The sequence below is a fragment of the Selenomonas sp. oral taxon 137 str. F0430 genome (genome assembly GCF_000183625.1).
Lineage (GTDB): Bacteria > Bacillota > Negativicutes > Selenomonadales > Selenomonadaceae > Centipeda > Centipeda artemidis.
Genome location: NZ_AENV01000013.1, coordinates 14,293 through 35,327, shown reverse-complemented (window position 1 = coordinate 35,327; position 21,035 = coordinate 14,293). Strand labels below are relative to the sequence as shown.

General features: G+C 54.1%; 16 protein-coding genes and 2 pseudogenes. 15 read left to right on the top strand and 3 right to left on the bottom strand.

Annotation, left to right across the window (positions count from 1 at the left end):
• The first annotated feature begins 5 nt into the window (after window positions 1-5).
• The 12 genes and pseudogenes from HMPREF9162_RS09120 (at window position 6) to HMPREF9162_RS12065 (ending at window position 12,862) form a co-directional block, all read left to right on the top strand.
• On the top strand, window positions 6-947 hold the full coding sequence (locus HMPREF9162_RS09120; RefSeq protein WP_009752924.1) for an ABC transporter substrate-binding protein: 942 nt from the start codon (window positions 6-8) through the stop codon (window positions 945-947).
• Window positions 947-2,400, top strand: a pseudogene (locus HMPREF9162_RS09115) (aminotransferase class I/II-fold pyridoxal phosphate-dependent enzyme). Before HMPREF9162_RS09120 ends, HMPREF9162_RS09115 begins: the two are co-directional and overlap by 1 nt.
• Before the next feature lie 3 nt (window positions 2,401-2,403).
• Window positions 2,404-3,258: a polyamine aminopropyltransferase gene (gene speE, locus HMPREF9162_RS09110; RefSeq protein WP_009658517.1), complete on the top strand. Its 855-nt coding sequence runs from the start codon at window positions 2,404-2,406 to the stop codon at window positions 3,256-3,258.
• Window positions 3,245-4,126 carry an agmatinase gene (speB, locus tag HMPREF9162_RS09105; protein WP_009752908.1) on the top strand — a complete coding sequence of 294 codons (882 nt, stop codon included), beginning with the start codon at window positions 3,245-3,247 and terminating at the stop codon, window positions 4,124-4,126. Before speE ends, speB begins: the two co-directional genes overlap by 14 nt.
• A 38-nt stretch (window positions 4,127-4,164) precedes the next feature.
• Complete coding sequence (locus tag HMPREF9162_RS09100; RefSeq protein WP_009752914.1) at window positions 4,165-5,118, top strand: alcohol dehydrogenase catalytic domain-containing protein; 954 nt, start codon at window positions 4,165-4,167, stop codon at window positions 5,116-5,118.
• A gap of 120 nt (window positions 5,119-5,238) precedes the next feature.
• Window positions 5,239-6,786: a glycine betaine ABC transporter substrate-binding protein gene (locus HMPREF9162_RS09095; protein ID WP_009752910.1), complete on the top strand. Its 1,548-nt coding sequence runs from the start codon at window positions 5,239-5,241 to the stop codon at window positions 6,784-6,786.
• Between the two features lie 99 nt (window positions 6,787-6,885).
• On the top strand, window positions 6,886-7,176 hold the full coding sequence (gatC, locus tag HMPREF9162_RS09090) for an Asp-tRNA(Asn)/Glu-tRNA(Gln) amidotransferase subunit GatC (RefSeq protein WP_026762170.1): 291 nt from the start codon (window positions 6,886-6,888) through the stop codon (window positions 7,174-7,176).
• Between the two features lie 11 nt (window positions 7,177-7,187).
• On the top strand, window positions 7,188-8,654 hold the full coding sequence (gene gatA, locus HMPREF9162_RS09085; RefSeq protein ID WP_009752944.1) for an Asp-tRNA(Asn)/Glu-tRNA(Gln) amidotransferase subunit GatA: 1,467 nt from the start codon (window positions 7,188-7,190) through the stop codon (window positions 8,652-8,654).
• Window positions 8,651-10,093 (top strand): Asp-tRNA(Asn)/Glu-tRNA(Gln) amidotransferase subunit GatB, encoded by a 1,443-nt coding sequence (gene gatB / locus HMPREF9162_RS09080; RefSeq protein WP_009439111.1) that lies wholly within the window; start codon window positions 8,651-8,653, stop codon window positions 10,091-10,093. Before gatA ends, gatB begins: the two co-directional genes overlap by 4 nt.
• Before the next feature lie 97 nt (window positions 10,094-10,190).
• Entirely contained in the window at window positions 10,191-10,868 is a 678-nt protein-coding gene (locus HMPREF9162_RS09075; protein WP_009439112.1) for an HAD family hydrolase, read from the top strand.
• A 16-nt stretch (window positions 10,869-10,884) separates the two neighbouring features.
• Window positions 10,885-12,258, top strand: a complete 1,374-nt coding sequence (gene rlmD / locus HMPREF9162_RS09070; RefSeq protein WP_009439123.1) for a 23S rRNA (uracil(1939)-C(5))-methyltransferase RlmD — start codon at window positions 10,885-10,887, stop codon at window positions 12,256-12,258.
• Window positions 12,259-12,433: 175 nt separating this feature from the next.
• Entirely contained in the window at window positions 12,434-12,862 is a 429-nt protein-coding gene (locus tag HMPREF9162_RS12065) for an HNH endonuclease (protein ID WP_198002990.1), read from the top strand.
• Between the two features lie 262 nt (window positions 12,863-13,124).
• On the opposite strand, the pseudogene HMPREF9162_RS09065 reads toward HMPREF9162_RS12065, so the two are convergent.
• Window positions 13,125-14,368: pseudogene (locus tag HMPREF9162_RS09065) on the bottom strand (IS256 family transposase).
• A 41-nt stretch (window positions 14,369-14,409) separates the two neighbouring features.
• The gene (locus tag HMPREF9162_RS09060; protein ID WP_009752927.1) at window positions 14,410-15,633 is read right to left on the bottom strand and encodes an IS256 family transposase; all 1,224 of its coding nucleotides are present in this window, start codon (window positions 15,631-15,633) and stop codon (window positions 14,410-14,412) included.
• A 310-nt stretch (window positions 15,634-15,943) separates the two neighbouring features.
• Here HMPREF9162_RS09060 and HMPREF9162_RS09055 point away from each other — a divergent pair, with 310 nt between their 5' ends.
• From HMPREF9162_RS09055 to HMPREF9162_RS09045, 3 genes are all read left to right on the top strand, one after another.
• Complete coding sequence (locus tag HMPREF9162_RS09055) at window positions 15,944-17,050, top strand: ABC transporter ATP-binding protein (protein WP_009439108.1); 1,107 nt, start codon at window positions 15,944-15,946, stop codon at window positions 17,048-17,050.
• The gene (locus tag HMPREF9162_RS09050; protein WP_009752941.1) at window positions 17,043-18,698 is read left to right on the top strand and encodes an iron ABC transporter permease; all 1,656 of its coding nucleotides are present in this window, start codon (window positions 17,043-17,045) and stop codon (window positions 18,696-18,698) included. Before HMPREF9162_RS09055 ends, HMPREF9162_RS09050 begins: the two co-directional genes overlap by 8 nt.
• A gap of 64 nt (window positions 18,699-18,762) precedes the next feature.
• Window positions 18,763-19,803, top strand: coding sequence for an ABC transporter substrate-binding protein (locus HMPREF9162_RS09045; protein ID WP_009658525.1), 1,041 nt, complete (start codon window positions 18,763-18,765; stop codon window positions 19,801-19,803).
• Window positions 19,804-19,947: 144 nt separating this feature from the next.
• Here HMPREF9162_RS09045 and fba read toward each other — a convergent pair whose 3' ends face one another.
• The gene (gene fba / locus HMPREF9162_RS09040) at window positions 19,948-20,943 is read right to left on the bottom strand and encodes a class II fructose-1,6-bisphosphate aldolase (protein ID WP_009658516.1); all 996 of its coding nucleotides are present in this window, start codon (window positions 20,941-20,943) and stop codon (window positions 19,948-19,950) included.
• Between the last annotated feature and the right edge of the window lie 92 nt (window positions 20,944-21,035).

Genomic DNA, 21,035 nt, shown 5'->3' with positions numbered 1-21,035 from the left:
ATGAAATGAAGAAGATTCTTGCGGTGATCGCCGCTTTGGGGCTGTTTTTGACATTCGGCTGCGGATTGGAACAGGAGCAAAAGACAGAGACGCTGCCAAAGCTCACCGTTGGACTCATGCCGGATACGGATTCAATCCCGTTCATTATTGCGGAACAGCAAGGATACTTCAAGGAAGAGGGCATTGAGGTTGAACTCATGCCCTTTAAGAGTGCGATGGAGCGTGATGCGGCGCTCCAGAGCGGCAATCTCGACGGTGCGGTCTCCGATCTGCTCGCCGTCATCTTTGCGCGTTCCGGCGGCTTTGCCGTACACGCGACGTCCTACACAGACGGCAGCTACAACCTGATCGCGGGTGGTCATACGGATATTTCATCAGTTGACGGTATGCGCGGCAAGGAGATTGCAATCTCGCGCAATACCATCATTGAGTATGTGACGGATGAAATTCTTGCGTCGCATAAGATGAGTGAACAAGATGTCTCAAAGGTCGTGATCCCGCAGATTCCCGTGCGTTTGGAGATGCTGCAAAGCGGCAATCTCGACGCGGCGCTGTTGCCGGAACCGATGGCGAGCGTTGCCGTGGCGTCGGGCGGACGTTATATTACGGGATCGGGCGATCTCGGCATCAATCCGGGCGTTATGGTCTTTACAGATCAATCAATTCAGGGAAAAAAATCCTCCATCCGGGCGATGTACCGCGCTTATGATAAAGCGGTGGAGTATCTGAACAACACGCCGCGCGAAGAGTATATCGACCTCGTGATGGAAAAGAGCGGCTTTCCCGCCCCCGCGCGCGATGCGTTAAAGCTCAATCCCTATCGCTCGGCAGGGCTTCCGACGGGAAAAGACGTCGAAGAGGCGGTCGGCTGGGTGAAGGGGAAAGACCTCGCCGGAGACTATAGCTATAACGACCTCGTCGTCGATCTCCTTTCGGAGGGGAAATAATGCCGTATCTCTCACAGGAAAATGCGCCCATCCAAGAGGCTCTTGAGCGTATGAAGCGCGCGCGCTTGGTTCCGTTTGACGTGCCGGGGCATAAGCGCGGCAGGGGGAATCCGGAGCTCTCGGCATTCCTCGGCGCAGCCTGTCTGGATGTCGATGTGAACTCCATGAAGATGTTGGACAACCTCTGTCATCCCGTCTCGGTGATCAAGGATGCGGAGACCCTTGCGGCAGAGGCGTTTCGTGCTGCGCACGCATTTTTTATGGTCAGCGGCACAACAGGCTCCGTTCAGGCGATGGTGCTGTCTGCGGTCGGGCGCGGGGATAAGATTATCATGCCGCGCAACGTCCATCGCAGCGCGATCAATGCGCTTATTCTGTGCGGCGCGATCCCCATCTATGTCAACCCGGGCATTGACGATACGCTCGGCATTGCGCTCGGGATGCGCCTAGAGGATGTTGCGGCGGCGATTGCGTGTCATCCCGACGCGAAGGCGGTCTTTGTCAACAATCCGACCTACTACGGTATCTGCTCCGATCTGCGCGCGATTACGGAGCTGGCGCACGCGCATGGGATGAAGGTGCTTGCGGATGAGGCGCACGGCACACATCTCTATTTCAGCGATCGCCTGCCCGTGGCGGCGATGGATGCGGGCGCGGATATGGCGGCAATCAGTATGCATAAATCGGGCGGCTCGCTGACACAAAGCTCGATCCTGCTCTGCTCCGATCGGATGCCGCTCGGCTATGTGCATCAGATCATCAATATCACACAGACGACGAGTGCTTCCTACTTATTGCTCTCGAGTCTCGACATCAGCCGCAGAAACCTTGCGCTGCGCGGGCGTGAGGTGATCGATAAGATCATCGACCTCGTTGCCTATGCGCGTGATGAAATCAACGCCATTGGCGATTACTACGCCTATGGGCGAGAACTCGTGGACGGCGGCGCGGTATTTGATTTCGACACGACGAAGCTCTCGATCTTCACACGCCCGACAGGACTTGCGGGCATTGAGGTCTATGATATACTGCGTGACGACTACGATATTCAAACGGAGTTCGGCGATATTGCAAATCTGCTCGCCTATGTGTCCGTCGGCGACCGACCGAAGGATATTGAGCGGCTTGTCGCGGCGCTGGCCGAGATTCGGCGCAACTACCGCAAAGATCCTGCAAAGACGCTGCGCATGGAGTACATGGATCCCGTTGTCGTATGCGGACCGCAGGACGCATTCTACGCGGAGAAAGAATCCCTGCCCATCGAGGAGACGGCAGGACGCATCTGTACGGAGTTCGTCATGTGCTATCCGCCGGGCATCCCGATCCTCGCGCCGGGGGAGCAGATCACGGAGGAGATCCTGACCTATATCCGCTACGCAAAGAAAAGGGCTGTCAGATTACAGGCCCCGAGGATATGAGCATACGGCGTCTCAACGTCATGACGGAGAGGTGAACGATGGAATTTTGGTATACGGAACAGCATACGCCGGACGTGCGGTTCTCGATTCGCGTGGATCGTCAGCTCTACAGCGGGCAGAGCGAGTTCCAGCGCATCGACGTGTTTGAATCGCCCGAGTTCGGGCGTTTTTTGACGCTCGACGGCTATATGATGCTGACCGAAAAGGACGAGTTTATCTACCATGAGATGATTGCGCATGTGCCTATGTGCGTGCGTCCCGATGCGGAAAATATCCTCGTCATCGGGGGCGGCGACGGCGGGACGGTGCGCGAGCTGCTCCGCTATCCCTCTGTCCGTCATATCGATCTCGTGGAGATCGACGAGCAGGTTGTGGATATCTGCAAAAAATATTTGCCGTTTACCGCGGCGGGGCTTGACGATCCGCGCGTCAGCCTCCACTATGAGGACGGTCTTCGATTTGTACGCAAGCCCGTGAGCGCCTACGATCTCATCATTGTGGACTCGACGGATCCCTTCGGCCCCGGAGAAGGGCTTTTTACAAAGGAATTTTACGGCAACTGCTTCAAGGCGCTGAAAGACGACGGCATCATGGTCAATCAGCATGAAAGCCCTTTTTACGAGCAGGATGCCTATGCCATGCAGCGTATGCACCGGCGCATTGTAACGTCGTTTTCGATCAGCCGCGTATACCAGGCACATATACCGACCTACCCGTCGGGGCATTGGCTCTTCGGCTTTGCGTCAAAGAAATATCATCCCGTTGAGGATGCGGATTTTGCACGCTGGAAAGCCCTCGGCATCAAGACGCGCTATTATAACACGCAGCTGCACGCGGCTTCCTTTGCGCTGCCCAACTATGTGGAGGAGATGCTCGAAGATGTGGAATCGTAATATAGAGACGTTCCTAGGATGTGACGCTGCGTATGAGGAGGGGCACATTGTCCTCTTTGGTGCGCCGTTTGATTCGACGACCTCGTACCGTCCCGGCACGCGCTTTGCATCGCGGACAATGCGCGCTGAATCCTATGGACTGGAGACGTACAGTCCGTATCAGGATCTTGACCTTGAGGATGCGCGCGTGTTCGACGGCGGCGATTTGGAGCTGCCCTTCGGGGATACGGCGCGTGCGCTCGGTATGATTCGAGATTTTACCACGGAAGTCCTGACGGACGGGAAGCTCCCGTTTCTCATCGGTGGGGAACATCTCGTGAGCCTGCCTGCGATCGAGGCGGCTGCCGAAAAATATTCCGACCTCGCCGTGATTCATTTTGATGCGCATACGGATCTGCGCGACGAATATCTCGGCAACCGTCTGTCACATGCGACTGTTATCCGGCGCGTCTGGGATATTTTGGGGGACGGGCGCATCCATCAGTTCGGCATTCGCAGCGGTGAGCGCGCCGAATGGGAGTGGGCGCGCGCGGGACACACGAACCTGCGTCCCTTTACCTTTGCGGGGCTTTCCGATGCCGTCGCTGCGGTGAAGGGGCGTCCCGTGTACCTCACGATCGACCTCGACGTGCTCGACCCGTCGGTGTTCCCCGGGACGGGAACGCCCGAGGCGGGCGGCGTGAACTTCATTGAGCTGATGAAGGCGGCGCTCTCCGTCATTCACGGGTGCAGGATTGTCGCCTGCGATATGGTGGAGCTGTCCCCGCCTCTCGATGCGAGCGGCGCATCTACGGCGACGGCGCTGAAGCTCCTGCGTGAGATGCTGCTCGCGTTCGAGGAGGATTTTATTCGCCCGCAGATCGTATGATATATTTAAGTACCGGTGAAAAGAGAGGTACATTCGCTATGAAGGCGGTTGTCGTTTATGAGGCGGGCGGGGCGCAGCAGCTCGTTTATACGGATGTTCCACGTCCCACAATCAAAGAGGGACGATCTCTCGTCAAGGTGCGCGGATTCGGCATCAATCATTCGGAAATATTCACACGGCAGGGACTGTCTCCTTCGGTAAAAATCCCGCGCATCCTTGGTATCGAGTGCGTCGGCACGGTCGAGGAGACGACGGAGCCGGAGCGACTTCCCGTCGGGCGGCGCGTCGTTTCCATCATGGGAGAGATGGGGCGGGCATTTGACGGAAGTTATGCGGAGTACGTCCTGATTCCGAATGCACAGATTTATCCGGTGGACACTGACCTTCCGTGGGCAGAACTGGCGGCGATTCCGGAGACGTACTATACGGCATTTTGTTCACTGGAGAACCTTCGCATTTCGGCGGAGCACAGCGTCCTCGTTCATGGCGGTGCAAGCGGCGTTGGTGTGGCGGCGCTGCGCCTTTTGCGAGGGAAATATCCGGATATGCGTATCGACGGGATAACGCGGCGTGCGGATATGCGGTCATCACTTCTTGCCGAGGGCTATACCGATATTGTGATAGATCGGGACGGACGCCTTGAGACGGAGCGATCCTATGACCGGATTTTGGAACTCATCGATCCCGCAGTGATAAAGGACAGCATGAAACACCTCTGCCGATTCGGCATTCTATGCAGTACGGGTCAGCTCGGCGGGAAATGGTACTTGGAACAGTTCGACCCCATTATCGATTTGGCAGAGGACAGCTATCTAACCTCGTTCTATTCGGGCAATGTGCGTGAGGGACGCCTCAATGATCTGATTGATTATATCGACCGGTATCGCGTCCGTATTCGCCCCGAAAAAATATTTTCACTTTCGGAAATCATTGATGCACATCGTTATTTGGAAAGCAGAACTGGATTCGGAAAGGTTGTCATCGTCATTTGAATGTTCTGCCCTTGCGTATGTTTTGAACTATGCGCAAGGGCATTTACTGTTGAAAAAACACGGGAGTGATGATATAGTCTTATAGAATTTGTTTTATTACAATTTGAAAAGAGGTGAACGATGGACTTGTTACAGGCGGTCGTTTCGATATTTGCGGAGCGCGGTCAATTTTTTTTGCAGCTGACACTGGAACATCTTTGGATTTCTGCGTCCGCGATTGGGATTGCGCTTGTTGTCGGCGGCGCGGCGGGGATTTTGATCAGCCGCTACGAACGGGCGGTACAGCCGACGCTCGGCGTGGTGAATTTCCTCTATACGGTGCCGTCCATTTCGATGCTGGGCTTTTTGATCCCGTTTTTCGGCGTGGGCAATACGGCGGCGATCATCGCGCTGACCGTTTATGCGCTCCTGCCGATGGTGCGCGCGACACATACGGGGCTCGCGCAGGTCGACCGCTCGCTCATCGAAGCGGCGATCGGCATGGGCGGGACGCCGATCTATGTGCTCGTGCACGTCGAACTGCCGCTTGCACTGCCGATTATCATGTCGGGCATTCGCAATATGGTGACGATGACCGTTGCGCTTGCGGGAATCGCCTCGTTCATCGGTGCGGGCGGGCTCGGCGTTGCGATCTATCGCGGCATTACGACGAACAACCCGGCGCTGACGATCGCGGGCAGTCTCCTTATCGCCGCGCTTGCGCTGGTGCTCGACGCCATCCTCGGCGCATTGGAGCAGGGCGCGAAAAAAGATCTGCATCGGCGCAGGTCGGGTAAATCTCTCGGTATCGCCGCCGGACTTCTTGTGTTCATCGGTCTTGCCGGCGGGGTGCTCTACGGGATGTTTGGAACAAAAGATGTTATCCGCATCGCGACAAAACCCATGACGGAGCAGCTCGTCATGGGAGAGATGCTGAAGCTCCTCATCGAGCAGGACACGAATCTTTCGGTTCGTCTGACGCCGGGCGTCGGCGGCGGAACGTCGAATATTCAGCCCGCTATGGAAAGCGGTGATTTTGACCTCTATCCGGAGTATACGGGCACGGGGTGGAACATGGTGCTGAAGGAAAAACGGACGTATGACGAGCATTTATTTCCGTTACTCACGGCGGCGTATCACGAGCGGTATCATATGCGGTGGATCGGCATGTACGGATTCAACGATACGTTTGGCATTGTGGTGCGGCGGGACATCGCGAAGCAATATGGACTGCGAACGTATTCCGACTTAGTAAATGCTCCGCCGGCACTGACCTTTGGGGCGGAGTATGATTTCTTCGAACGCGAGGACGGATATGCGGCGCTTTGCCGCGCCTATGGGCTGAGTTTTGCGCGGACGATGGATCTCGATATCGGGCTTAAATATAAGGCGCTCGAAAGCGGACAAATCGACGTCATGACGATTTTCACGACGGACGGGCAGCTCGCCGCATCGGATGCCGTCGTTCTTCAAGACGACCGCGGATTTTTTCCCTCCTACCGCTGCGGGAATGTGGTTCGCGAGGAAGTTTTGACCACACATCCGGAGCTTGCGGATACGCTTGAAAAACTGACGGATACGATCACGGATGCCGAAATGGCGCGGATGAATTATGCCGTTGAGAGCGCGGGGCGCGAACCTCGCGCCGTGGCGGAAGAGCATCTCCGCAGCAAGGGACTCCTGCGGTAATTTTCTGCGGGAATATCAGACCGGCGCGGATTTCGATTTGATAGGCGTGCGCCAATTTGTTATAATGTCTAGGATATTGCAATGAAAGACGGTGAAGCTATGAATGTGACGGAAAAGGATCTGGAGACGACCGCGCGTCTCTCGCGTCTCGCCATTCCTGCGGACGAAAGAGCGGATGCGCTCGCGCGTCTCGGGGACTTCCTGACCTATGTGGATAATCTTTCCGGTGTCGATACGGAGGGCGTCCGGCCGACGACGTACGCGCTGCCGATCGAGAATGTGTTTCGTGCCGACGAGGTGCGTCCGTCTCTCCCGAACGAAGCCGCGCTCTCCAATGCGCCGCTCCGGGAGGACGGGTACTTCAAAGTGCCGAAGGTACTGGAAGGATAGGAGGGACTCTTTTGCATCTCTATGAAAAACCGGCGCATGTCCTGCACGATATGCTCTCGCGCCGCGAGATCAGCGCGCGCGAACTCACGGAGGATGCCTTTGCACGGATGGATGCCGCAGAGCCGCAGGTGGGCGCGTATCTCCTCGAGACACGCGAAGCGGCGCGCATGCAGGCGGACGCCGTTGATGCGAAAATTGCGGCGAAGGAAGAGATTCCGTTCCTCGCGGGGATTCCCGGCGCGGTGAAGGATAACATCTGCACGAAGGGCGTGCGGACGACCGCCGCTTCAAAGATTCTCGAAAACTTTGTTCCGCCCTACGACGCGACGGTTGTGACAAAGCTGCACGATGCTGCGGCGGTCGTTCTCGGCAAGACAAATATGGACGAGTTTGCGATGGGCGGCTCGACGGAGAACTCCGCGTACCGGCCGACGCACAATCCGTGGGATACGGCGCGCGTGCCCGGCGGCTCGTCCGGCGGCAGCGCGGCGGCAGTCGCGGCAGGGACGGCGATCTGGGCGCTCGGCTCCGATACGGGCGGCTCCATCCGTCAGCCCGCGTCGTTCTGCGGCATCGTCGGACTCAAACCGACCTACGGGCGCGTCTCCCGCTACGGACTCATCGCATACGCCTCTTCGCTCGATCAGATCGGTCCTGTGACGCGCGACGTCACGGATGCCGCACATCTGCTGAACGTCATCGCGGGACACGACGTGATGGATTCGACGGCAAGCAAAAGCCCCGTGCCCGACTATACGAAAGCATTGACGCAGGATGTCAAGGGGCTGAAGATCGGACTGCCGAAGGAATACTTCATCCCCGGCATGGACGCAGAGGTCGAGACTGCCGTCCGCAAGGCGATTCACGATTTTGAATCCATGGGCGCCGAGGTGCGGGAAATCTCCCTGCCGCATACGGACTACGCGGTGTCGACCTACTATCTCATCGCGCCCGCGGAGGCGGCGACCAATCTCGAACGCTATGACGGCGTGAGCTACGGCGCGCGCGTGGACGGGGAAGACCTCGTCGATATGATGACGCGCACGCGCACGGAGAAATTCGGCGATGAGGTGCGCCGCCGCATCCTCATCGGCAACTATGCGCTCTCGGCGGGCTACTACGACGCCTATTATCTGAAGGCGCTCAAGGTGCGGACACTGATTCGCGAGGACTTTACACGCGCCTTTGAGGACGTCGACGTGATTATGACGCCGACGGCGCCGACGACCGCGTATCGCATCGGAGAGATAGAAAACCCGCTGCAAATGTATTTGCAGGACATCTCTACCGTACCGGTCAACCTTGCGGGACTGCCGGGCATTTCTGTGCCGTGCGGATTCAGTGCGGCGGGACTTCCGATCGGACTGCAAATCATAGGGAAACCTCTTGCGGAAGAGACGATTTTGCGTGCGGCATTTGCCTATGAACAGGCGCACGACTATCATACGAAACTAGCGCCGATTGGAGGGAACGCATGAAATTCGAAACTGTCATCGGTCTTGAGATTCACTGCGAGCTCAAGACCAACACGAAGATTTTCTGCGGCTGCGCCACAACCTTCGGCGCCGCGCAGAACACGCATGTCTGTCCCGTCTGTCTCGGCCTGCCGGGCGTCCTGCCGGTCGTCAACCGCCGCGTCGTAGAGTTCGCGATCAAGGCGGGGCTTGCGACGAACTGCACGATCAACGAGTACAGCAAATTTGACCGAAAGAATTATTACTATCCCGATTTGCCGAAGAATTTTCAGACCTCCCAATACGATCTGCCCATCGCCGAGCACGGCTGGGTTGACATCGATACGGCGGCGGGGAAGAAACGGATTCGCCTGACGCGCATCCACATGGAGGAGGATGCGGGAAAACTCGTGCACTCCGGTACGACGATTAAGGACTCCGCGACGTCGAATGTGGACTACAACCGCACGGGCGTGCCGCTGCTCGAGATCGTCTCAGAGCCGGATATGTCCTCGGCGGAGGAAGCGCGCGCCTATATGGAGAAGATCAAGGCGATCATGGAGTACATCGACGTCTCCAACTGCCGCATGGAGGAGGGCAATCTCCGCGCGGACATCAACGTGTCGCTGCGTCCGGTCGGCTCCGATGTGCTCGGCACGCGCACGGAGATGAAGAACATCAACTCCTTTAAGGCGCTCGAAGACGCCATCAACTACGAAGTGGAACGGCAGACCGAGGTGCTTGAGGACGGCGGACACATCGTTCAGGAGACGCGCACATGGGATCCCGAGCGCGGCATCACGCTCTCCATGCGCAGTAAGGAAGAGGCGCACGACTACCGCTATATGCCGGAGCCTGATCTGCCGCCGATCGTCACGAGCGCCGCAGAGATCGAGGCGATTCGCGCCGCGCTGCCGGAGCTGCCCGATGCCCGCCGTGCGCGTCTGATGGACGAGGCGGGGCTTTCCGCCTACGACGCGGGCATCATCACGAGTTCGCGCGCCATGGCGGAGTATTACGATGCCATTACCGCAACGAGAGCGGATGCAAAGCTCGCGGCGAACTGGCTGATGGGCGATCTGTCGAAAAACCTCAACGCCGAGGGACTGACGATCGAGCAGTCTCCCGTCGATGCCAAACGCCTTGGCGAGATGATATTGCTCATCTCGAAGGGAACGATTTCCTCGAAGATCGGCAAAACCGTGTTCAAGGAGATGTGGACATCGCCCGACGCACCGGAGAAAATCGTCAAGGATAAGGGGCTCGTCCAGATCACCGATACCAAGGAGATCGAGGAGATCGTCGAGAACGTCATCGCCGCGAATACAAAGGCGGTCGAGGACTACAAGGGCGGCAACAAGAAGGCCATCGGCGCGCTGGTCGGGCAGGTCATGAAACAGTCCAAGGGCAAGGCAAACCCGCAGATGGTGAACGAACTGCTCGCAAAAAAACTGGACGCCTGATTTTTCGAAAACAAATATCTCGTTGTGAGCGGACATAAAAATCAGCCCTTCCCGTATGGAAAGGGCTGATTGCACTTGCGGAAGGAGGGGCACGGTCATGCACTGTCAAGCCGCCGTATTTGATTTGGACGGAACACTGGTCGACTCGCTGGCGGATCTCGCGGACGCCGCGAACGCCATGCTCGCATCCTATAGATTTCGAACGCATGACGTGGGCGCATATCGCTATTTCGTCGGTGATGGCTCTCGCAAACTGATCGAGCGCATATTGCCCAAGGAGCGGAGCCGGGATGCGGCGTTCGTGGATGAAGCAATGGCGCGCTACAAAGACTGCTACGCGGAGCGTCTGTTGCACCAGACGAAGCCCTATGACGGCATCCCGGAGATGCTGGAGGAACTTCGGCGCAGGAATATCCCCATGGCAATCTGCACGAATAAGCATCAGAGCGCGGCGGATGCCATAGTAGAAGCCCTATTTCCTAAAAATATGTTCCAAGAAGTCATCGGCGACCGGCGCGGTCTGCCGCGCAAGCCCGATCCGCAGAAGGTCTTGCACATCGCCCGTCGAATGGGCGTATCGCCTGCATCCACAGCGTATTTTGGCGACACTGCCGTCGACATGGATACCGCGCACAACGCGGGAACGCTCGCGGTCGGCGTCCTATGGGGATTTCGCCCGCAGCAGGAACTCACAGAGCACGGCGCGCAGATCCTTTTATCGCATCCGCGCGAACTCTTTCAAAAACTGACGTTTTGTGCGCAGGATATAGTATGATACAGAGAGAGGCAGAATGAAGACCGCAATACCCGTACAGCAGGGAAAGAATTACGACATCCGGATAGAACGTCTCGGCACGTCGGGCGAGGGCGTCGGCAGGTACGATAACTTCACCATATTCGTGCCGAACGCACTGCCGGGCGAGCAGGTTTCCGCGCGCGTCGAAGAAGTAAAAAAGACCTATGCGCGTGCGCGTATCATGGAGATTCGTGTCGCGAGCGCCGACCGCGTACGCCCGCGCTGCGAGATCTACAGCGTCTGCGGCGGCTGTCAGTTGCAGCACCTCTCCTACGAAGCACAGCTTACGGCAAAGCGTCTTCAAGTCGTCGACGCCATGACGCATATCGGAAAACTGCCGCATGTCCCGGTCAAGGAAACGTTGGGCGCGGCATCGCCGTGGAACTATCGCAACAAAATGCAGTTCCCCGTCGGCATTCATCAGGGGCAAATTGTCGTCGGATGTTTCGCGCAGGGGAGTCACCGGATCATCGACACCGAGGACTGCCATATCCAGCGGGAGGGGAACAATGCGCTCGCAAACGCCGTGCGTGACATCGTAACGAAGCTCCGGATTCCCGTTTACAACGAGGACACACACCGCGGCATTTTGCGTCACATCGTCGGGCGCGTCGGGCAGGGCGATGAACTCATGGCGGTCATCGTGACCGCTGCGAAGGAACTGCCGCGCAAAAAAGAATTGATCCGCATGATGCGCGAACGCCTGCCGCAGCTTGTCAGCATCCAGCAGAACATCCAGACCTACCGCAACAACGTTGTCATGGGGCGGGACACCGTACTGCTATGGGGGAAGCCGACCATCAGAGACACACTTGGAAAGCTCAGCTTTCACATCTCGCCGCGCTCCTTCTTCCAAGTCAATACCGCACAGGCGGCAGTCCTCTATGAGCAGGCGCTGCAATACGCCGACCTCCACGGCACGGAGACCGTCATCGACGCCTACTGCGGCACGGGGACGATCACACTCTTCCTCGCACAGAGGGCGTGGAACGTCTACGGCATCGAGATCGTCCGTCCCGCCATCCTCGACGCACGGAAAAATGCGTGCGACAATGGCATCAAAAACGCCGAGTTTATCGTTGGCGATACGACCGCCGTCATGCCGTCGCTCTATCGGCAGGGCGTACGCCCCGATGTCGTTGTCGTCGATCCCCCGCGCGCGGGCTGTACGCCGACCGTCCTGAAAACCTTCGCTAATATGAAGCCCCGCCGCATCGTCTACGTCTCCTGCAACCCCGCAACCCTCGCACGCGACCTCGCCATCATGAAAACCCTCGGGTACGAAGCCCGGGAGATACAACCCGTGGATTTATTTCCGCAAACCTCGCATGTCGAGTGCGTGGCATGGATGACGCAGACGGGGCGGTGAAGTCATACAAAGTCTTGCCATATATAAATCCATGTATTTGGAATCAATACACTGATGCTCTTATTTTTAATATTAAAGAGAGGATATTTTTCTGTTATAATGAATGTATTAGTTTTGTTCATACTCAAGAATGTTGATAAGAAAATCAAAAATAATAGGAGAAAGGAAATAAGCAGTGGAATCTCAAAAAGTTAAGCCAATATTTTCTGTTGGAGATGTTGTAACAAATGAAGAATTATATCGTACATTTCGTTGTGGAAATATGGGAGGAATGCGTCGGTCTAAAGCAACAGGTACACTTGTTATCATATCAGATCATACGAAAATGTACGCTGATAAATGGTATGGAAATGAGCTCCATTATACAGGTATGGGGAGAAATGGTGATCAGACAATAGATGGAAATCAAAATAAGACTTTACTTGAATCAGATCATAATGGTGTTGAGATTCATCTATTTGAAGTTTTTGAGCCTACAAAGTATACCTATCAAGGGATAGTAAAGCTTTCGAATAAGCCATATCAAGAAATTCAAAATGGAGAAGATGAACATCCACGTAAGGTATGGATGTTTCCATTAAAAAAAGTGGATAGTGATCATTAAAAAGTATATGAGGCATAATAGAATATTTTTATTAATAATAACAAAAGTCAAATTATCTAGCATGAATTTTATCAGGAGGAAGGATGGGAAAAACTGATAAAAATTATTCAAGGGTTTGTCAAGTAAAGTGTGTAAGTTTCTTATAGAGCGGAATATTTTCGGATCATCTGCCCGACACGCTCATCAATACAGAGTTGATTCATCACAATCGAGTCTGTGAAGAAAAGTCTGTAAATCGGATCTTCTATGATGTGTGCAAGTGTTAATCAGGCAATCTGTTCGGATACATAATCGCCAGTTCGCCTCGGATTTTACCCCAGTTCTTTATCGGCATCGTCCATTTCTTAGTGGCTTCAAACGTCGTCAAATAAAGAACCTTTAATAACGCTTGTGCACTAGGAAATACGCTCCGTTGTCGATTTAATCTACGGTATGATGCATTAAGACTCTCTATGATATTCGTGGTATAAAATGCGGTGCGAACCCCCATAGAGAACTTGAATATCGGTGTTATGACGTCCCAATGATCATACCATCTCCGCATGGCCGCTGGATAATGGGAACTCCATTTTTTATCTGCCTCTTCTAGTCTTTTGAGGGCGGTCTTTTCATCAGGAGCCGTGTATATGCTGCGAAGATCCTTGGCAAAGAATTTCATGTCCTTATGCGCCACATATTTCAGGGTATTGCGTACCATGTGTACGATGCAGCGCTGATGCTCCGTTTCCGGAAAGGCCGCCTCTACCGCTTCCTTGAGCCCGCTGAGCCCGTCAGAGCAAAGGATAAGAACATCTTGAACCCCCCCCGATTTTTTAGGCTGTTAAGAATGCCAAGCCAATATTTGCTGCTCTCATTTTCTCCAATTTCAATGGTTAAGACTTCTTTTCGCCCGGCATCGTTAATCCCTACAACGACGTAGGCCGCAAGTTTGCTTACGATGCTGTCCTGACGCACGGAAAAATGGATGGCATCAATGAAAACGATCGGGTAAACGCTGACAAGGCAGCGGTTCTGCCATTCCTCAATGTGGGGCAGAATCTTATCGGTTACGTCGGATACAAATCCTTCCGATGCCTCAAAACCGTAGATGTCATTGATCGTTTCGGAAATCTGTCTCGTAGTCATTCCCTTGGCATACATGGATATGATTTTCTGATCAATCGCAGAGATATCCTTCTGCCGCTTTTTTACCACCTGTGGTTCAAAAGAAGACTGTCGGTCTTGGGGGACTTCAATCCGAACGCTCCCATAGCTGCTGTTTAATGTCTTGGATTTGTACCCATTGCGAGCGTTCTCATTGGCGGAGCGTTGGGATTTTTCGTAGCCTAAATGGCTGTCCATTTCCGCCTCCATCATTTCCTTGATGGTTCCGCCCAGCAGGTCTTTTAGTGCGTCTTGGATGTCGGATGTGCTCTCAATGTCATACTCTTGAAAGAGTTGCTGAATGATCGCTCTTTTCCCATCGGTCATTTTGACTTTGTGAACTTCTTTTTGTTGTTTTGCCATAAACAAAGACCTCCCATGATTTGATTTTACCATAGAAGTCCTTATTCCTTCGAGTCGGAAGTTTTTACAGAATTTCTTTCACACACTCTCACAATCGCCCAGTTCTGAATGGAGTGTCCCTTCCACTTCTTGTACAGCTCCTTGATCCGTAAGTAAAACACCTTGAACACAGCCGTCTCGCTTTGAAATGCCCCCTGCTTCGTTACTTTGCGAAAACTTGCATTGACGCTCTCTATCGCATTTGTTGTGTACATGACACGACGGACATCACTGCCATATTGGTAAAGCTGCTCAACATGCCGGAAGTTGTCCTTCCATACGCGAATTGCGCCCGGATACTTGCTCCAAGTCTCACAGAATTTCTCAAATTCGCTCTGTGCAGCCCGAAGGCTAACTGCCCCATAGATCTTTTTAAGTTGTGCCGTAAATGCCTTGTAATCCTTGCTCGGAACGTATTTAAGAGAATTGCGTATCAGGTGAACAATGCACCGCTGTACCACCACGTTCTTAAAGATCGACTTTGCGCCGTCTTCCAGGCCGCTCACTCCGTCCATTGATATGAAGCCGATGTCCTGTACGCCGCGTGCTTTGATCTCGTCAAATACCTGCATCCAGTGATGTTTGCTTTCCGTATCTCCCATCCATAGCCCTAGAACGTCTTTCTTGCCTTTCAGATCATATCCGAGGATCACATATACCGCTTGATCAGATACGCCTTTGTCACCGCGCATTGAAACATAGATACAGTCAACGAAGACAAACGGATAAAATGCCTTGAGCGGTCGATTTTGCCATTCATGCAGCTCGTCAAGCACACTGTCTGTAATATGCGAGATTTGCTCGGCACTGAGCATAAAGCCATAGATGTCATCGATGGTGGAGGAGATGTCTCGCTGACTCATTCCTCTGGCATACATCGCGAGGACTTTTCCTTCAATGGACGAAACGTCCGTCTGTCTTTTGGGAACGATTTGCGGTGTAAAAGAGCCGTCACGGTCTCTTGGGACGCTGATGGGAACCTCGCCTGCTGAGGTTTTGAGGACTTTGGGGGTATATCCGTTGCGGCGATTTGCTGTATCCTTTTCGCTGCGCTCGTTGCTCATGTAACCGAGGTGGTTTTCCATCTCGCCGTTGAGCATGGCTTCAAACATGGGACCGAAGATTTCTTTGAGGGCGTTTTGCATATCCTCTACGGTTTTGGGTTGATACTCTTCGATAATTGCCTTGGCGAGCGTTGCACCGCGCCGTGGGAGCCTCTTTGACATAACGGTTCCTCCTTAGTTTTTGACTTCCCCTCACCGGGAGTGTTCCTAAGCTGTATCCCTATTTACACAGTTTATTATACACTCCCTTATTCAATACAGTTTTTATAGTTTATTTTAAAATAATATCTTAGTTCAGAAATTCAGATATTTTTACAGAATTAAGGATTGTATCGCTATATTTAATTCTGTAAAATATAAGAAGTCGGAAACTTCATAAAAGACGATGGATTCTTTTATGGCGATATTTGTCGTGATTCGCGGAAAATTCTTGACGATGTACGGGACAACTTGATAAAAGGTGGGATACAGAGTGAGTGTAGCGATACAGATCAAAGATGTGGTGAAGCGTTACGGAGATCTGACGATTATCCCGGATCTTTCGCAGGAGATCAAAAACGGTGAGTTTTTCACACTTTTGGGACCGTCGGGCTGCGGCAAGACGACGCTCCTGCGGATGATCGCGGGGTTCAACTCCATCGAGGGCGGCGTGATCCAATTCAATGGGGAGACGATCAACGATTTGCCCGCGCATAAACGCAACATCGGCATGGTATTCCAGAGTTATGCGATCTTTCCGCATCTCACGGTGCGTGAAAATGTGGAATACGGTCTGAAACTTCGCAAGACGGCGAAAGATGAGATGAAACGTCTCGTCGACGACATCCTTGACGCGGTGAAGATCACAGAGTATCAGGATCGCCTGCCCGAGCGGCTTTCCGGTGGTCAGCAGCAGCGCGTTGCGCTTGCGCGCGCCATCGTCATTCATCCGAGCGTACTGCTCATGGACGAACCGCTCTCGAACCTCGACGCGAAGCTGCGTGTGGAGATGCGCTCCGCGATTCGCGAGGTACAGCAGAAAGTCGGCATCACAACGATCTATGTGACACATGATCAGGAGGAAGCGCTCTCGATCTCGGATCGCATCGCGGTCATGGACAAGGGCGTCATCCAGCAGACAGCGGATCCGGAGACGCTCTACGCGCGCCCATATAATGCCTTTGTCTCAACGTTCATTGGACATTCGAACCTGTTCCGTGCGCGCATCGAGGGCGGCAGGAACATCGTCCTCTCGGACGGCTACACGTTCCAAGTAGACGGCATCGAAGGCGCATCGGACGGGCAGGAGGTCGTTCTCTCCGTGCGTCCGGAGGAGTTCTCCCTGCAGGAGGACGGCATGGAATGCCGCATCACGGGCAAGGTGTTCCTTGGCAAATATGTCAATTACTGGCTGGAGTTCCCCGAGGACATGATCTGCATGGGACAGCCGTCAATCGAGTTCTCGCAGGATGTAGGACATGCGGAGCGCATCCTCGAGGTCGGAGAGACGATTCGTCTGCGCCCGAACGCAGCCAAGGTAAATGTGTTCACAGCGGACGGCAGCCGCAACCTCCTGAAGGATGTGGTTCGCTATGAATAAGCAGAAAATAAGGCTCGATTTTTGGACGGGCGTCACCGTCCTCTCCATCGCTATATTTTCGCTTTTTCTCATCTATCCGCTCTTCTCGCTCTTCGTTTCCGCGTTCCAGAATGCAGAGACAGGAGCATTTTCGCTGGAACATTTTGTACATTTCTTTCAACGCAAATATTATTACCAGTCGATGATCAACAGCTTTTCCGTGACGCTCTGCGTAACGGTGCTCGCCATCCTCATCGGCACGACGCTCGCGTACTTCATGACGAAATACAAAATCAAGGGAAAAAACGTTGTGGAGATCTGCATCATCATCTCGCTCCTCTCGCCGCCATTCATCGGTGCGTACTCGTGGATCCTCATCGGCGGGCGCAGCGGGATGCTGACACAGTGGCTTTACAATACGTTTGGCTATGAGTTCCCATCTATCTACGGATTTGCAGGTATCCTGCTCGTCCTTACGCTGAAGCTCTATCCGTTCATCTATCTCTATGCGGCGGGCGCGATGAAAAATATCGACTCCGCGCTCATAGAGGCGGCAGAGAGTCTTGGGTGCAGCGGCGTTCGGAAAGTATTCACCGTTATTGTGCCGCTCATCACACCGACGATTCTCGCGGGTGCACTCATGGTATTCATGAACGCCATGGCGGATTTCGGCACGCCGATGCTCATCGGCGAAGGATTCAACGTCATGCCCGTCATGATATACTCGGAGTTCATCAATGAGGTCGGTGATCAAGCAAACTTCGCGGCGGCAATGGCGGCGATCATGGTCATCATCACATCGACCATATTCCTCCTGCAAAAATTTGTCGTCAATCGCAAGTCTTTCACAATGAGCTCTCTGCGTCCCATGCAGTCCGAACCCATGACCGGCGCGGGCAACATCGTAATGCACGCGATCATCTACCTCTTGGTTGCGCTGTCGATGATACCGCAGCTTGTCGTTGTCTATACGTCGTTCCTCAATACGAGAGGTGCGGTCTTTGTCGAAGGGTATTCGCTGGACAGCTATCGAACCATCTTCGAAACGCTCGGCACGGCGATTACGAATACCTATCTTTACAGCACCTCGGCGATTCTCCTGATCGTCTTCCTCGGTGCGACGGTCGCGTATCTGACCACACGGCGCCGCAGCGCGCTGACCGAGTTCATCGACGTACTGACCATGTTCCCGTACATCATCCCCGGCTCTGTACTCGGTATCACGCTGCTCCTCGCGTTCAACGACGACCCGATCCTGCTTTCGGGCACGGCGTTCATCATCATCATCTCCCTTGTCATTCGGCGTCTGCCGTACACACTTCGCTCCAGCTCGGCGATCCTCTATCAGATCAGCCCGAGCATCGAAGAGGCGTCCATCAGTCTCGGTGCATCACCGCTTAAGACCTTCTTTAAGGTCACTGCGGTCATGATGCTCCCCGGTGTGATGAGCGGCGCGATCCTCTCGTGGATCACCGCGATCAACGAACTGAGCTCCTCGGTCATCCTCTTTACGGGCGCAACCAAAACAATGTCCGTCGCCATCTACACCGAGGTCATCCGCGCCAGCTACGGCACGGCGGCAGCGCTCTCGACGATCCTCACAATAACGACGATTGCGGCGATGGTAATTTTCTTCCGTGTCTCCGGCAGCAAGGATGTTACCCTCTAGGGATTTGATACATTCGCGTTTCTTTGGAACAAATTGTTCCGAAAAATATAAAGGAGGTATTTCCATGAAGTTCAAGAAACTGCTCACCGGATTGGTGGCAGGCGTGTTCCTCGGCGGCGTGCTCGCAGGCTGCGGCGGGGGCGCGCAGAAAGAGGAGAAGGCGGCGGCTGATGGCGATAAAACACTCGTCGTCTACTGCCCGCATCCGCTCGCGTTTATCAACCCGCTTGTGCAGGAGTTCGAGAAACAGAGCGGCATCCACGTTGAAGTCATCGCAGCAGGCACCGGCGAGCTTCTCAAGCGCGTTGAGTCGGAGAAAGCGAATCCACTCGGGGACATCTTCTGGGGCGGTTCACTCAACACGATGAAGCCGAAGGCGGGACTATTCGAGAACTACACGTCCGCGAACGAAGACCATGTGCAGCAGGCGTTCAAGAATGTCGAGGGCTCGATGACGCGCTTCACCGACATCCCGAGCGTTATCATGGTAAACACGAACCTCATCGGCGACATCAAGGTCAACGGCTATGAGGATCTCCTCAACCCCGCGCTCAAGGGCAAGATCGCGATGAGCGATCCCTCCAAGTCCTCCTCGTCCTACGAGCACCTCGTCAACATGCTCTATGCGATGGGCAAAGGCGATCCTGACAAGGGCTGGGATTATGTCGAGAAGTTCTGCCGCAATCTTGACGGCAAGCTCCTCTCCGGCTCCTCCGCCGTCTATAAAGGCGTTGCGGACGGCGAGTATGCGGTCGGCTGCACGTTTGAAGAGGGCGGCGCAAAATACGTTGCCGACGGTGCACCCGTAAAGCTCGTCTACATGGAGGAAGGCGTTATCTCCAAGCCGGACGGCATCTACATCATCAAAAATGCAAAGCATATGGAGAATGCAAAGAAGTTCATCGACTTCATCACGAGCAAAGAAGCGCAGAGCATCATTGCCTCACAGCTCCATCGCCGTTCTGTTCGCGACGATGTGGATCCGCCCGTTGGTCTCATCCCGAAGGAACAGATCAACATCATCAACGACGATGAAGCAACGGTCGAAAAGAATAAGAAGGCTTGGCTCGACAAGTTCAAGGATATCTTTACGAGCGTTCAGTAAAAGCTTTTCAGAGGATGACTGAAGTATTTACTCGGGTCGTCTTCTTTAATAAAAAGGCTGCCGCATTACTCATGAATGCAGCAGCCTTTTTTGATGATTTTGATGAAGTCCTTCTATCCGACCGGAGGAAAGGAACAGAGATATTTATTTTTTGTCGAGGAGTGCTTGAATCTCGGCGGCTTTGCCGTCCGATCCGAGGACGTCTTTAATTTTGTGGGCGACCAGCTCTTTGATGTAGCTGCGGCCGTCCGTGAGGTATTGACGCGGGTCGAAGTGGGACGGCTCTTTCTTGAAATGTTCGCGAATGCCCGCCGTCATGGCAAGACGCAGATCTGAGTCAATGTTGATCTTGCAGACGGAGGATTTTGCTGCGCGGCGGAGCTGATCCTCGGGGATTCCTACCGCATCCGGCATATGCCCGCCGTTCTCGTTGATGATTTTCACATATTTTGGAATGACGGAGGAAGCACCGTGGAGCACGATGGGGAAGCCTGGGATTCGTTTTTCGATTTCTTCCAAGATGTCAAAGCGCAGCGGAGGCGGGACGAGCACGCCGTCGGCGTTGCGCGTGCACTGATCCGGCGTGAATTTGAATGCGCCGTGCGATGTGCCGATCGCTATGGCGAGAGAGTCGACGCCGGTCTTTTCTACGAAATCCTGTACTTCTTCCGGTTTTGTATAGGACGCATCTTCTGCGGAGACATTTACATCGTCCTCGATGCCTGCAAGCTGACCGAGCTCCGCTTCAACGACAACGCCGTGCGCATGAGCATACTCGGCAACGCGCTTTGCAAGCGCAACATTTTCATCATAGGGGAGATGGGAGCCGTCAATCATCACGGAGGTAAAACCGCCGTCGATGCAGGACTTGCAGATGTCAAAGTCCGCGCCGTGATCGAGGTGGAGTGCGATGGGGATGTCGTTGATCTCGAGAGCGGCGCGCACAAGATGAACAAGATACTCATGACGTGCGTACTTGCGTGCCCCTGCGGAGACCTGCAAAATCAGAGGGGAACCGAGTTCGCCCGCGGCGTCCGTGATGCCCTGAACGATCTCCATGTTGTTGACGTTGAAAGCGCCGATGGCATAGCCGCCGTCATAGGCTTTCTTAAACATTTCTTTTGTTCCAACGAGTGGCATGTAATTACCCCCTAAAAAGTTAAAACACAGAATCGACACTTGCATTATAGCATAGTTTATCATTCCGGGATACTGATTTTTGTAATTTCCCT